The following is a 13,528-nucleotide window of genomic DNA, read 5'->3' on the forward strand; positions in this document are numbered from 1 at the left end:
GGGAGGGAGAGGCCAATGGGTAAAGACGAACATCAGAGCAGCTTATTGAAATCGTTAGAAAAAAGCCTTGATGTCCTCGACTTGTTCGTCGAGTGCAATACGGGGATGACCTTGAAGGAAATTTCCGAACAGACTCGCCTGAACACGTCGACGGCATTCCGCATTGTAAACACCTTGGAACGCCGGCAGTACCTGACCCGCAATGATGCATCGAAGAAATATCGCCTGGGACCTAAGGCGCTGGCTCTCGGATACTCATCGCACTGGACTGAAAATGTAGTTACCCTGGCTAAACCTTATTTACGGCGTTTACAACAGTTGTTTAATGAAACGGTCAGTATTTACATTGCTGAAGGCGAATTTCGCATCTGTTTAGACCATGTAGAAAGTACCCATTCACTTCGAAGGGTCATTCCCATCGGTGAATCCCTGCCCCTTTATAAAGGGGCAGCCGGCAGGGTTCTCCTGGCTTGGGCTCATGATGACGAACGTCAGAGTTATATCAATAAGTACGGCAATATGTCTGAAGATGAGTTTGCTTCCATCCGCCACAACGGCTATGCCATTACCCAGGATGAAAGCGAGCACGGACTGTTTGCCCTAGCCGTTCCCATTTTTAACTTTGAAGGACAGGTGATTGCTTCCTTGACCATCGCCGGTCCGTCCATGCGTTTTTATGACTCCATTCGTCAGAAAATGTTGTTTACAGCCAGTCAATATGCCTATGAAATTTCACATTCCTTAGGGTATCGGAAAAAATCATGATAGGCTCTCGTTGGACGCCTGATGAATTTTTGTCCGATGCCGTGGATATAGCGCCCAAACTCTTGGGACAGTACCTCGTCCACGATACCCCGGAAGGCCGTTGTGCCGGACGGATTGTTGAAACGGAGGCTTACGGCTGCCGATATAAAGGCGCCGTTGATGACGGGTCGCACAGCTTCAAAGGAATGACCCGGCGGACGGCACCGATGTTTCATGTCGGCGGCATCAGTTATGTTTATTTTATTTATGGGATGTATTCCTGTTTTAATGTCGTTACCGGTCCGGCCGGACAGGGACAAGCCGTCCTCATTCGCGCCGTCGAGCCGGTTATTGGCCTGGAGTTAATGGCCGGTCGCCGAAAGGCAAAGATACTTGGCAGAAACCTGACAAACGGTCCGGGGAAGCTCTGTCAGGCTTTCGGAATTACAAGAGAACAGAACGAGCTCGATTTGACGGCATCCGGCCTTTATCTGGCTCACAGTGAGAATGAGTCTGCTTTTGATATTGTGCAGACGACGCGCATTAATATTGACTACGCCACGTATGGAAAGCATTTTCCCTGGCGTTTTTATATTAATGACAATCCTTATGTATCTAAGGTGTGATAAGTTTTAGGGGGAGATTACTATTATTCAATTCAGAGAATTTCGATTAGAAGATAAACCGCTCATCGATGCCTATTTTCAGGAAAAACGATATGAACAGGCTGATGCGACTTTTATGACCTTGTTTGCCTGGCAAAAGCCGTATGAAATTCAGTGGGCCGAAGAAGACAACGTACTCTATGTCCGCTCGGGCCGCGGTAAAAAGCAGTTTTGGATTCCGCCTTTTGCCCGCAAAGACGGAAGCTTCGTCAAAGGCGTCCTGCGCATGCATGAGTGGTTTGAAGAACACGGCTACCCTTTCCTTATGAAAGGCGTTACGCCGGCAGCTGTCGAACGAATCAAGGCCCTTTGTGAAGACTGTTATGACTTCACGCCGGACCGGGATAACTATGAATACGTCTATTTGACCCAGAGTTTGATTAATTTATCCGGTAAGAAATTCCGCCAGAAGAAAAATAATCTCAATCACTTCCGCAACCAATATATCGGTAACTGGGAATATGTACCCATTACAGAAGATATCTTTGATGAATGTCTGGAAGCCGAAAAGACTTGGTATAATCAGCATGAAGACGGCGATGACGATGATGAGCTCTTAGGTGAACGTCACGCTATCGAAACGGTATTCAATAACTGGTCGGCCCTGAAGCCGACAGGCGGTGCCATTCGCATGTATAATAAAATCGTCGCCTTTTCTATCGGCGAAATGCTCAATGACGATACGGCCATCATCCACTTTGAAAAGAGTGATCCTACGATTCGCGGCCTGTATCAGGCGATTAACCATGAATTTGTCGTCCACGCCTGGGCCCATACGACCTACATCAATCGTGAAGAAGACATGGGGATTCCCGGCCTGCGCCATTCCAAGGAATCGTACAATCCCGACCATTTCGTAGAAAAATACGACGTTACACTGCGTAAAAAATAAGGGGGCTTTTTTATGGATTTCCGCTTGGCTTCTAAAGAAGACCGGGGCCTCGTTGAAAGCCTTTGGGACTACTGTTTTGAACATCGGGAAGATCCGTTCTTCCAGTGGTACTTCAACAACTTCTATCAGCCGGAAAACGTTCTCATCGGCTTTCAAGACGATGAGATGGCCTGCCTGACTCACCTCAATCTCTATACCCTGTCTCTGCGGGGCAAGGCAATCGACACGTCGTATATCGTCGGTTTGGCGACTCATCCGGCAGCCCGGCGCGGCGGCATTGGCGGCAAACTGTTGACAGCGTCCCTGGCAGAAATGAAAAGACGGGGCCATTACGTCAATATCCTCATGCCCAGCAAGGCCGGTTTTTATCAACCCTATGGCTATGAACTCTACTGTCACCAGTGGAAGGAAACCTTACCCCTTGAGGCCCTGCGTCCCCTGACTGATCGGACTGTACGCTACGCTTTCGTCAACAGCAGTGATCAGTGGCCCTACTTGGCTGCCGTTTACGAGGGCTACACCAAAGGTCTTTCGGGGTATGCCTTGCGTGATGAAAAGAGTTGGCGCAGTCATATCGACGCTCAGTTAAAGGAAGGCAATATCGCTGTCTGCTTCGATGGTGATACCCCTATCGGCTATGCCTTTTATCAACTGGGACAGCCGACGATTGTCAGCGGTGAATTCGTCTATACCTGCCGCAAGGGCAAGAGGGGTCTCCTCGGCTATATGTACAACCATCGCTCCCAGGGCGAGGCTTTTCAGTGGAACGAAGGCATTCACGACCAGTCCTATCGCTTCTACCCCGATGGAAAATCGGGTCACGAAACGATGCCCTTCATGACCGGCCGTATTGTCGATGTCAAAGGTGCTTTAGAACAGCTCCCTTATCGAAATGACGGCACCGTTACCTTCCATACGGAAGATCCCTTGGCCGATTGGAACTGCGGGACTTTTACCCTAACCGTAACTGACGGACGCGGCACGGTCGTGAAAGAAACGGAAAAAGACGCTGACGTCACCATGCCCATCGGAACCCTGGCCTTATTGGTCTTTGGCGCCATGGATATAAGTGACTTAGCCTTCAACGAAAAACTTAAAGGTCCAGACGAGGCCTTATCGACTTTGCAGGCTTTGTTCCCGACAGAAAAAAACTGGATCAACGAATGGTATTAAAAGACTTTTATAAAATGCTGTCTCTTCGGGGGCAGCATTTTTAGCAGCCAGCCTGTTTCATAAAGGCCGATGTCCCATGATAATGTTTTCCTGTCAAGAATTGTTGTGAAACGAATTTACATTAGTTTATGGTGCGGATAATTAGGTAAATACGCGAATTATAAAATTAAAAACAGCCTTTGTTTACGAAATAAGTAAACTTGTAAATGACTGCCGGATTATAAATGTGATCCATCTTCTTATCAATATGAGAAAGAGAATTGGAGTGTGTCGTGAGAAATTGGGTTCGTCGTCATAAGAAAAAAATCATAAGAGTCTTCATGGTCCTTCTTGTCATCGCTGCTGCTCTTTATGGCCTTTGTTTTTACATGAGCTATAAGGCTGCCGATATTTTTAACAAGACCGTTGCCGAGCGCCAGCTATTTCTGGGGACGGTTACCGTAGAGCGATTGACGGCGACACCCGGCGGAACCGTGTCCTTTGAAAACCTGCTGTGGGTCGATTCTGACGGCAAAAAGTTGGCAGAGATACCGGAGGGGCAGTTTACCGTTAAGATACGGGATATCGTCACCGGTCATATCGGGACGCAGACCATCGAGACGGTGACCTTGAATGATGCCTACCTCCATTTGATTTTTAACGACAAGATGGAGCTGCAGCACATCAAGTCCAATCAGGATGGCGACACGAAAAAAGAGAAGAAGGCTGTCGAACTCACGGGGCCAAAGGGCAACCGTCCCTTTAACTGTCGTGTCGTACTGCACCACAGCGTTATAGAAGCAGAATCGCCGGACCGTCACTTTACCATGGAAGACGTCGATTTAGACGCGGATATCCATACCAAAGGCAAGACAAACCTTAACTTACAGACAGGTCCTTTTTCAGGAACCGTTGCTGCGAAATCCCTGCGAATCCGGGGCAGCATCGACTTTAGGCCCGATACGCCTCAATATGATTTATTCCTTCTCCTGACGGACTGCAATCCCAAGTCCCTCGGTGCCGGCCTCGATATCACGGATCCGGCGACGATTTCCGCCGATATAAGAGGTCCTTTGAATAAGCCCGTTATCGATGGCATTTTAACGATGGATAAGCTCGATATTACGACCTTAGTATTTACTGACGTCAAAGGTCAGGTTCACTATGAAGGCGGGAAACTCGATATCAACGATGTGACCGCCGGTGTATTCGGCGGCTCCATGAAGGGAACGGGACAGGTCAACTTAGATGAAAAATCATACACGGCAGACATCGTCGGAACCAAGCTTCAGGGCAGTATTGCCGCTCATGACTTATTTTTGCGCTGCGATGTAGACCTCAACCTTCATATGGAAGAAAACCGTACAGCCGGTACCAAGGCCGTTTACGGTGATTTTCGCTCCGGTCCCGGCCGTTACCACGGCCTGCCCTTCCGCGGTATTTCCGGTTCTTTTGCTCAGGACGGGAAGGATCTTCACTTCCAAGATGTCATCATATCCATGTTCTTTGGCGACGTTTCGACCGATGCTTTGTCGATTGTCGACGGCAAGGTGCACATGGAAACCATCCATGTCAACTACAAGGATGGCAGCCACAGTCACCATAAAGGTCCAGGTTTTGATAATTAATATTGATTTTCTTTAGAAAACAGATAAAAATAGGTTTCAGAACCTGCAAAATGTGTTATAATAAAGTTGCTTAAATAAAAAAAGCCCGTTTTGTGCGAGTTTTGAGAAAGGACTCAAGGAGGTATTACTATGCTTGATGCAAAAGTAAAAGAATTAATTAATGCTCAGATTAATGAAGAATTTTTCTCTGAATATTTGTATTTGTCCTTTGCCAACTACTTCTATGACAACGGCCTCGACGGCTTTGCCAACTGGTATGACATTCAGGCTCAGGAAGAACATGACCACGCCCTGTTGATGCGGACTTACCTGCACAACAACGGTGAACGAGTTCTCTTTGATGCCGTTAAAAAGCCGCAGAACGATTTTGCAAGTGCTGAAGCCGTCCTCAAAGAAGGCTTGGCTCATGAACAGTATGTAACTTCCTTAATCAATAAAATCTATCATGCTGCCGACAGTGTCCATGACTACCGCACCATGCAGTGCTTCGACTGGTTCGTCAAAGAACAGGGCGAAGAAGAAAAGAACGCTGACGACCTGCTCAAGAAATTTGAACTCTTTGGTAAAGATCCGAAAGGCCTGTATTCTCTCAATCAGGAATTGTTGGCTCGTACCTATGTAGCTCCGACCCTGGTTTTATAAGGTAAGGGATAGGGTTTACTTCTTCAGTACAAATACATAGCGTATATCAGGTGCGTAAGCTCAATAGAGAAGTCCGGTGAAAGACCGGCGCGGTCCCGCCGCTGTAAGGAGGAGCCCGGCTGCACGATGCCACTGTACGGATTCGTATGGGAAGGCGCAGCAAGGCTGTGAATCCGAGCCAGAAGAACTGCCTGGTTAAAAATCACCGATTGACCTGCGAGCGATAGGGATGGCGATTGATAGTCAGAACGCACGACGATATAGACTAGGAGAGTCTCGCATAATGTCATTGGACATCTATGCGGGGCTCTTTTTTTATGAGGATCATCGATGGTGAACGCTTAATGTATATATCTTAAATTTTTTATTTAAAGGAGAGATTGTTATGCTTCGCAAAAAAATGAAAACCGCCTTGATTCTGTCCCTGGCTATTACGTCCTTTGGTGCTTTTGGTGCCACGTCCTTTGCTGCCGGCTATACCCTCAACCCGGAAGTCAAAGATGCGACGCCGGCTTTAAAGCAGGCTGCTGAAATCGGTGTCCGCACGTACAACAACCCGGCTATGCAGAACGTCGCCAACAAAGACGCCATCTTGGTCCTCAGCTTTGGTACGACCTATAAAGACAGCCGTCAGAAGACCATTGATAAGACCGTAGCCGACATTCAGGCTGCTCATCCGAATCAGAAAGTCGTCGTCGCCTTCACGTCGCATATCATCGTCGACCGCATTAAAGCCAAAGAAGGCCTCGATATTCCGACGCCGGAAAAAGCTATGGAACAGTTGAAAGAAGAAGGCTATACCCGCGTTGCCATCACGTCTCTCGACGTCATTCCAGGCATGGAATACGCCTATGACTCGGCTATTTTTGACCTCTACAAGAATGATTTCAAGAAAATGACCCTCGGCACGCCGATTCTCTACTGGATGGGTCAGGAAGATCAGCGCGATGACGTTGAAGAATTTGTCCAAGCCTTTTCGACGCAGTTCCCTAAAATCGGCGAAAAAGAAGCCGTTTTAGTTATGGCTCACGGCACGCCCCATCCGGCTAACGCCTACTACTCCGTCGTTCAGAACCGCCTCGACTCGGCAAACCTCGGCAACGTTTACATCTATTCCGTTGAAGGCTGGCCTCATTTGGATACGGTCATCCCCCTGCTCAAAGCGAAAGGGATTAAACACGTCACCCTCATGCCGATGATGATGGTTGCCGGTGACCACGCCAACAATGACATGGCCGGTGCCGAAGAAGATTCCCATAAGAGCATCCTCGAAAAAGAAGGCATTACCGTTACTCCCTATATCCACGGCCTCGGTGAAAATGACGCCATCCGTCATATGTTCGTCGAACGGGCCGACGAAGCCTGGAATGCTTTAGAAGCTGAATAATTTGACTTCATGGAATTTTTTGATACCAAATTAGTCCATCCTTTTCATGTATTATTCCACTCCCGCCTCTTGTATACTTGAATCACGAAGAACACGTAGTAAAACGTGAGATATAGGAGATGGAAGACATGAAACAAGTGAAAATAATTACAGCTCAAGAAGCGGCGATGCTGGTAAAAGACGGCGACGTCGTAACGACAAACGGATTCGTCGGTTCCGGTCAGCCCGAAGCCTTGACCAGCGCCTTGGAAGAACGGTTCTTAGAAAGCGGTGCACCTAAGGATTTGACCCTCATCTACGCTGCCTCTCAGGGGAACACGGACGGCCGCGGCGGCGATCATTTTGCTCACGAAGGCATGTTGAAAAAAGCTATCTTGGGTCACTGGAATGCCGTTACCGCCCTTCAGGCTCTTGTAAACGACAATAAAATCCAGGCTTATAATCTGCCTCAAGGCACATTGTCTCAATATTTCCGCGACGTTGCAGCCCATCGCCTGGGCACGATCACTCACGTCGGTCTCGATACCTTTGCCGACCCCCGCATCAGTGGCGGCCGCCTCAACGATGTTACTAAAGAAGATTTCGTCAAAGTCGTCGAAATCGACGGCCATGAACAACTCTTCTATCCGCGCATGGATATGAACGTCGGCTTTATTCGCGGCACCTATGCCGATGAATGGGGCAACGTCGTCATGAGCAAGGAAGTTTCTCCTTTCGATGCCACTCCCTTGGCTCAGGCCGTTCATAACAGCGGCGGCACCGTCGTCGTCCAGGTCGAAAAAATCGTCAAAGGCGGAACCTTGGACCCGAAATTGGTCAAAGTACCGGGCATCTACGTCGACTACCTCGTTCAAGTAGATGATGAAGCTAAGCGCCAGCAGTCCTTCGACTGTGAATACGATCCGTCCTTGACCGGCGAAACGACGATTCCTGTCAAAGCCCTCGATCCGGCTCCGCTCAATGCTAAAAAAGTCATTGCCCGCCGGGCTGCCCTCCTGCTCCTCAACATGAGCAGTGAAGCGGTCATTAACTTGGGTATCGGCATTCCGGAACTCGTTTCCTCCGTTGCCAATGAAGAAGGCATCGGCGACAGCCTGACCATGACTGTCGAAGCAGGGGCCATTGGCGGCATTCCTCTCGGCGGCGTTCGTTTTGGGGCCTCAGTCAATGCCGAAGCCTATATGGACCAGGCTACCCAGTTCGACTTCTACGATGGCGGCGGCTTGGATTTGACCTGCCTCGGTCTGGCCGAATGCGATAAAGAAGGCAACATCAACGTTTCTAAATTCGGTACGCGCATTGCCGGCTGCGGCGGCTTCGTCAACATTACCCAGAATACGAAGAACGTCGTCTTCTGCGGTACCTTTACGACGGGCAAACTGCGTGAAGAAATCAAAGACGGAGAACTCCACATCCTCCAGGAAGGGAAAGTCAAGAAATTCGTTCCTGAAGTCGGCCACATCACCTTCAGCGGCAACTATGCCCGTAAGCATAAACAGCATGTCCTGTACATCACCGAACGCGCTGTCTTTGAAATGAAAGAAGACGGCGTCCACCTTACAGAAATCGCACCGGGCATCGACCTGCAGAAAGATGTCCTCGATCAGATGGGTTTCACGCCGATCATCGACGATGTCAAGATTATGCCGGCCTTCCTGTTCAAAGACCAGCCAATGGGCTTGAAACAAATGAAAGAAGACCTGAAAAAATAAGCTCCGTAAATATACGAAAACCGCTCCACGATATCATGGAGCGGTTTTTTTAGTATATAGAATTTTTATTATTGTGACAAAGACAGGGTCCGTTCGATGAGGGGCTTGTACGTTTCATACTTCTTCTTCAAGGCCTCATGGTCGTATTGGCGGTACGACGGCTGATTCTTCATATTTTGGAAGGCATTTAGCAGCAGTGAATGGAGTCGGTTGCTGCTGATGATGTAGAATGAATCGGCATTGTTATGAATGTTCCGCTTGTTCTTTTTCAAGAATCCCGTCTTGTAGTTGGAATAGAAGGACAGGTCTTTTCCCATATAGGCATCGTCACCGACGGACGGTAAGAGGACGCCCATGGTAAGTTTGGGATTTTTTTCCATGCCGTCCAAGACGCTTTGAATATGGTCCTGTCGTTCCGACGCCGTAAGATGGTATTCGATATCGGTCAAATAGATATAGCCCGATTCGACGTAGCGCAGGAGGGATGTCGTCGGCATCATAAAGGTGATTTCCGAGGCATTGAGGACTTCTTCCCAGGTTACGCACAGGCGCTGGATGGAAAAGGCCTGTTCCGGCGAGGCGTTTTGGCTGATGCTGTCGAAGACTTCGTGGGGCAGGAGAAATTCAAAGCCGATGGTCAAGTAGAAAAAGAAGCGCGACGTTGCATAGAAAGCCGTGCGGTAGCCTAATTCATCAAGTCCGAGGGAACTGGCCGTCGACATGATGGCCTTCTGTTCAGAGCCGGTGAAGCTGAATTTTTCATAAATATCCCAAACCATGGACTCGTCGAAGATATAGGTGCACATCTTAAAGCGCATCTGCGTATCCAAGGCGTATTGGACGACAAAGGCCCCTTTCAGGATGATGAGGTTGGCATTGGCCGATTCCTTTATATCGTAAAAGACGAAGTCGATATCGAGGTATTCGTCTAAGGTGCGGTATAAGTCGGTTAAAGCCTCCGGATCGGATTCCAGTTTATCGAGGTCAAGGCCGACGCGGACGACGAGCTTGTTTTTGAGCTGAATTCCGTCAAAGTATTTCCAAAAGCCGGAACTGCAGATGGTGGAGAACTCACCGAGTACCAGTAATTCTCCGTCTTCTTCCAGATTTTGAATGCTTTTTTGCAGCAGGTCCGATAAGAAGGCCGACGTATCGTGATGGCCTGTAATGACCTGGATAGACGGGCGATTTTCCTTATTTTTCGGGGCTCTGTTTTGATGCAGTGTCGTCCGGTATGCGGAGCAGAGATACTGGCCGATCTCAAAGCCCAGATCCTCTGTATTTTCAGAAATGGGGAAAGCCTTAAAGAACTTGGCCTCCTTCTTCTGTTTTTGGATTAACTCAGCAAAATACTGGCCCATCTCCTCGTTTATCCGCTCTACATAGCGGGAAGACGGCAGTTTTGTGCCGTTGCTCCACTTGTTGACATAAGACACGTCATAGCCGACGACGTCAGCCAGGGAAATGAATTTAGCCTGTGTAAAGGCGATGAGCTTTTTAAGCGTTGAAGCATATCCATCGGAAATCATGGCAGAGCCTCCTTATAATAGATTTTTATATTGCCTGAAAGGGAGGGTATCACTTTCAATTTGTTATGAAGATTATTCATTATCTGTATAAATTAAGTTCAACAAACATGTACATTTTATCACATGGAATGGTGAATCACAACGGATTTTGACAAAAAAATTCACAAGGACTTAATTCTATGCAAAAAAGGGCAAGCCTTTCCTGTTTTGTTCCAAGTCGGTCATTTGTATACTGTAGTCACAAGGTTGGTTCAAGACGAACCGACAAATAGCACATAGTTAGTTACGATTAGAACTATATTAGGAGGCTTTCATTATGGATTACAAAAACATTAAATTCGTCAACGAAGAAGGTATCGGTATTTTAACAATCAGCCGTCCCAAGGCACTCAACGCCTTAAATACAGAAACTGTTACTGAATTGAACGACTGCGTCGGTAAAATCGAAAACGATGAATCGGTCAAAGTTGTCATCATTACGGGCGACGGCGCTAAATCCTTCGTAGCCGGTGCCGACATTGTAGAAATGTCGACGAAGAACCCTGTTGAAGGCCGTAAATTTGGTAAAATTTCCCAGGATACGTTTACTCGCATCGAAAACCTTCCGCAGCCGGTCATCGCTGCTGTCAACGGTTTCGCTCTCGGCGGCGGCTGCGAACTCGCCTGCGCCTGCGACTTCCGTTATGCTTCGGACAATGCAAAATTCGGCCAGCCTGAAGTTGGTCTCGGCATTACCCCGGGCTTCGGCGGTACTCAGCGCCTTCCCCGTGTCGTTGGCCGTGGCTATGGCAAAGAATTGATCTTCCGTGCCAACATGATCGATGCTAACGAAGCTTATCGCATCGGCTTGGTCAACAAAGTTGTACCCCAGGCTGAATTGATGGATGTCTGCAAACAGACGGCTAAAGAAATCATGGCCAACGCTCCTATCGCTGTACAGCTCGCTAAGACGGCTATCAACCGCGGTATCAACTGCGACGTCATCACCGGTATTGCTTACGAAGACGAAGTATTTGCACTGTGCTTCTCCACAGCCGACCAGAAGGAAGGCATGGACGCATTCGTAAACAAACGCGCTAAAAACTTCCAGGGCAAATAATTGTCATAAGTCAGCATAAATTAGGACGCCGTTTGGCGGCGTCCTTTTTTATAAATATTAGTATGCAATAAGAACTATTTTTAGGAGGAACACCTACCATGGATTTTAAACTTACTGAAATGCAGCAAGATATCGCAAATCTCGCCAGAGATTTTGCTGAAAAAAAATTAGCTCCCACCGTAAAAGACCGCGACGAACAAGAAGTTTTTGACCGCGCTATCCTCGATGAAATGGGTACCCTCGGCCTTCTCGGGATTCCCTGGGAAGAAGAAAACGGCGGCGTCGGCGCTGACTTCCTCAGCTTGGCTGTTGCCTGCGAAGAAATCGCAAAAGTCGACCCCTCTATCGCTCTCAGCTTCGAAGTTCATACGATGCTCTGCTCCTGGCCGATCTGGAAATTCGGCACGGCTGAACAGAAAGCCAAATACCTCCAGCCCTTGGCAGAAGGCACAAAACTCGGCGCCTTTGGTCTTACCGAACCGAATGCCGGCACCGATGCTTTGAACGGCTCCACTGTTGCTGTTAAAAACGAAGACGGCAGCTACACCTTGACCGGCTCCAAAGTCTTCAACACCAATGGCGGTGAAGCAGACGTTACCGTCGTCTTCGCTTCGACGGATAAATCCCTCGGTGCAAAGGGCATGAGCGCTTTCATCGTTGAAAAAGGCATGGAAGGCTTCACTTACGGTAAAAAGGAAGTTAAAATGGGTATCCGCGCTTCCGTACAGCGTGAACTCGTATTCCAGAACGTTAGAATCCCGGCTGAAAACCTCCTCGGCAAAGAAGGCGAAGGCTTCAAAATCGCTATGATGACCCTCGACGGCGGCCGCGTCGGTGTTGGTGCTCAGGCACTCGGCATTGCAGAAGGCGCCTACAACGCAGCCCTCCAGTATGCGAAAGAACGTACCCAGTTCGGCAAGCAGATTGCAAAATTCCAGGCTGTCAGCTTCATGTTGGCTGATATGAAACTCAAAATCGAAACAGCTCGCCTGGCCGTTTACAAAGCTGCTTGGAAGATGTCCCAGCCCGACGTTAAATCCTATTCCGTCGACGCTGCTATCGCCAAGAAATACGCTTCTGACGTAGCTATGCAGGTTACCACCGACGCTGTACAGGTCTTCGGCGGCTACGGCTTCACCCGTGAATATCCGGTTGAACGCTACATGCGCGATGCTAAGATTACCCAGATTTACGAAGGTACCAACCAGGTACAGCAGATGGTCATCTCTGGTGCCATCCTCCGCTAAGTTGTAAACCTTACTTTCTCCTCAACAAATAATGATATAGAATAGTGTATATAACCGCTTACATAAAGGCCCTGACACAACCTCCGTCAGGGCCGTTATTTTCGCTGCTCAATGATAAGTATGCTCATTACGCATGAATCGGTTGACAAGGATGACTTCATAAGGTAGAATAAAACAAAAATAAAGCTTTGTTGCTAAATACCTAACTATGTTTACCCTATTATTCATCATATATTTGAACCATTCACAGAGGAGGAGTTAACATGAAAGACGTAAAATTCTATCAGCTTGAAGGTAAAAATGTAGTGGCTTTGCTTAGCGGTATCGTAGAAGGCGCAACGCCGATCGCTGTCGGCTCCGTCGACGCAGCCAAAGAAAAACACATCCCTGACGTAAAACGCGTTGGAGATACCATCGAAGTTACCGTTGGTTCCGTAGAACATCCGATGCTCGAAGAACATTACATCGAATGGATTGCCTTGGCAACGGACGACAAACTGGAAGTTAAATTCCTGAAACCGGGCGAAGCTCCGAAAGCCGTTTTCGCAGCTGTTGATTCCGGTGTCGTATATGAATCCTGTAATCTCCACGGAATTTGGAAAGCCGAATTCTAATCCATAACGCATCTTGTAAGACCCGTCTCGTTGAGACGGGTCTTTTTTTTGTATATCTTTTCTACATATAGTCTTGACAATTCCTTTACACGGGAGTATACTGAATAAGCTGTCAGGGGGAAGCCCCGAACGGCCGGCTGAGACAACAGCCGCAAGCGAAGTTTTTGAAAGTTCTTTCAAAAACGTGCTTGACAAGCTCCTTCGAGTTTGGTAAGAT

12 protein-coding genes and 1 riboswitch are annotated in these 13,528 nt (G+C 48.1%); of the genes, 11 read left to right on the plus strand and 1 reads right to left on the minus strand.

Annotated features, from left to right (window positions below; all coding sequences use genetic code 11):
- Positions 1 to 15: 15 nt before the first annotated feature.
- The 8 genes from QZQ46_RS06500 (at position 16) to QZQ46_RS06535 (ending at position 8,822) form a co-directional block, all read left to right on the plus strand.
- Positions 16 to 765: an IclR family transcriptional regulator gene (locus tag QZQ46_RS06500; RefSeq protein ID WP_296828101.1), complete on the plus strand. Its 750-nt coding sequence runs from the start codon at positions 16 to 18 to the stop codon at positions 763 to 765.
- Positions 762 to 1,370 (plus strand): DNA-3-methyladenine glycosylase, encoded by a 609-nt coding sequence (locus QZQ46_RS06505; RefSeq protein WP_296828103.1) that lies wholly within the window; start codon positions 762 to 764, stop codon positions 1,368 to 1,370. Before QZQ46_RS06500 ends, QZQ46_RS06505 begins: the two co-directional genes overlap by 4 nt.
- Positions 1,371 to 1,434: 64 nt before the next feature.
- Entirely contained in the window at positions 1,435 to 2,301 is an 867-nt protein-coding gene (locus tag QZQ46_RS06510; protein WP_366135292.1) for a phosphatidylglycerol lysyltransferase domain-containing protein, read from the plus strand.
- 12 nt (positions 2,302 to 2,313) lie between these two features.
- The gene (gene eis, locus QZQ46_RS06515) at positions 2,314 to 3,474 is read left to right on the plus strand and encodes an enhanced intracellular survival protein Eis (RefSeq protein ID WP_296828107.1); all 1,161 of its coding nucleotides are present in this window, start codon (positions 2,314 to 2,316) and stop codon (positions 3,472 to 3,474) included.
- 320 nt (positions 3,475 to 3,794) lie between these two features.
- Positions 3,795 to 5,081, plus strand: a complete 1,287-nt coding sequence (locus QZQ46_RS06520; protein ID WP_296828109.1) for a hypothetical protein — start codon at positions 3,795 to 3,797, stop codon at positions 5,079 to 5,081.
- 129 nt (positions 5,082 to 5,210) lie between these two features.
- Entirely contained in the window at positions 5,211 to 5,723 is a 513-nt protein-coding gene (locus tag QZQ46_RS06525) for a ferritin (protein ID WP_296828111.1), read from the plus strand.
- A gap of 31 nt (positions 5,724 to 5,754) precedes the next feature.
- Positions 5,755 to 5,933: riboswitch (cobalamin riboswitch) on the plus strand.
- Between the two features lie 175 nt (positions 5,934 to 6,108).
- Entirely contained in the window at positions 6,109 to 7,110 is a 1,002-nt protein-coding gene (locus tag QZQ46_RS06530; RefSeq protein WP_296828114.1) for a sirohydrochlorin cobaltochelatase, read from the plus strand.
- 128 nt (positions 7,111 to 7,238) lie between these two features.
- A complete protein-coding gene (locus QZQ46_RS06535; protein ID WP_296828116.1) occupies positions 7,239 to 8,822 on the plus strand; it encodes an acyl CoA:acetate/3-ketoacid CoA transferase in 1,584 nt (527 codons plus the stop codon).
- A 68-nt stretch (positions 8,823 to 8,890) separates the two neighbouring features.
- On the opposite strand, the gene QZQ46_RS06540 is transcribed toward QZQ46_RS06535, so the two are convergent.
- Entirely contained in the window at positions 8,891 to 10,351 is a 1,461-nt protein-coding gene (locus tag QZQ46_RS06540; protein WP_296828118.1) for a hypothetical protein, read from the minus strand.
- 316 nt (positions 10,352 to 10,667) lie between these two features.
- On the opposite strand from QZQ46_RS06540, the gene QZQ46_RS06545 reads away from it, so the two are divergent.
- From QZQ46_RS06545 to QZQ46_RS06555, 3 genes are all read left to right on the plus strand, one after another.
- On the plus strand, positions 10,668 to 11,450 hold the full coding sequence (locus QZQ46_RS06545) for an enoyl-CoA hydratase-related protein (RefSeq protein WP_044503321.1): 783 nt from the start codon (positions 10,668 to 10,670) through the stop codon (positions 11,448 to 11,450).
- Between the two features lie 98 nt (positions 11,451 to 11,548).
- Complete coding sequence (locus tag QZQ46_RS06550; RefSeq protein WP_292280408.1) at positions 11,549 to 12,697, plus strand: acyl-CoA dehydrogenase; 1,149 nt, start codon at positions 11,549 to 11,551, stop codon at positions 12,695 to 12,697.
- A 263-nt stretch (positions 12,698 to 12,960) separates the two neighbouring features.
- Positions 12,961 to 13,311 (plus strand): desulfoferrodoxin family protein, encoded by a 351-nt coding sequence (locus tag QZQ46_RS06555; protein WP_044503319.1) that lies wholly within the window; start codon positions 12,961 to 12,963, stop codon positions 13,309 to 13,311.
- Positions 13,312 to 13,528: the final 217 nt, after the last annotated feature.

It is taken from the genome of uncultured Megasphaera sp. (assembly GCF_900539295.1).
GTDB lineage: Bacteria > Bacillota > Negativicutes > Veillonellales > Megasphaeraceae > Megasphaera.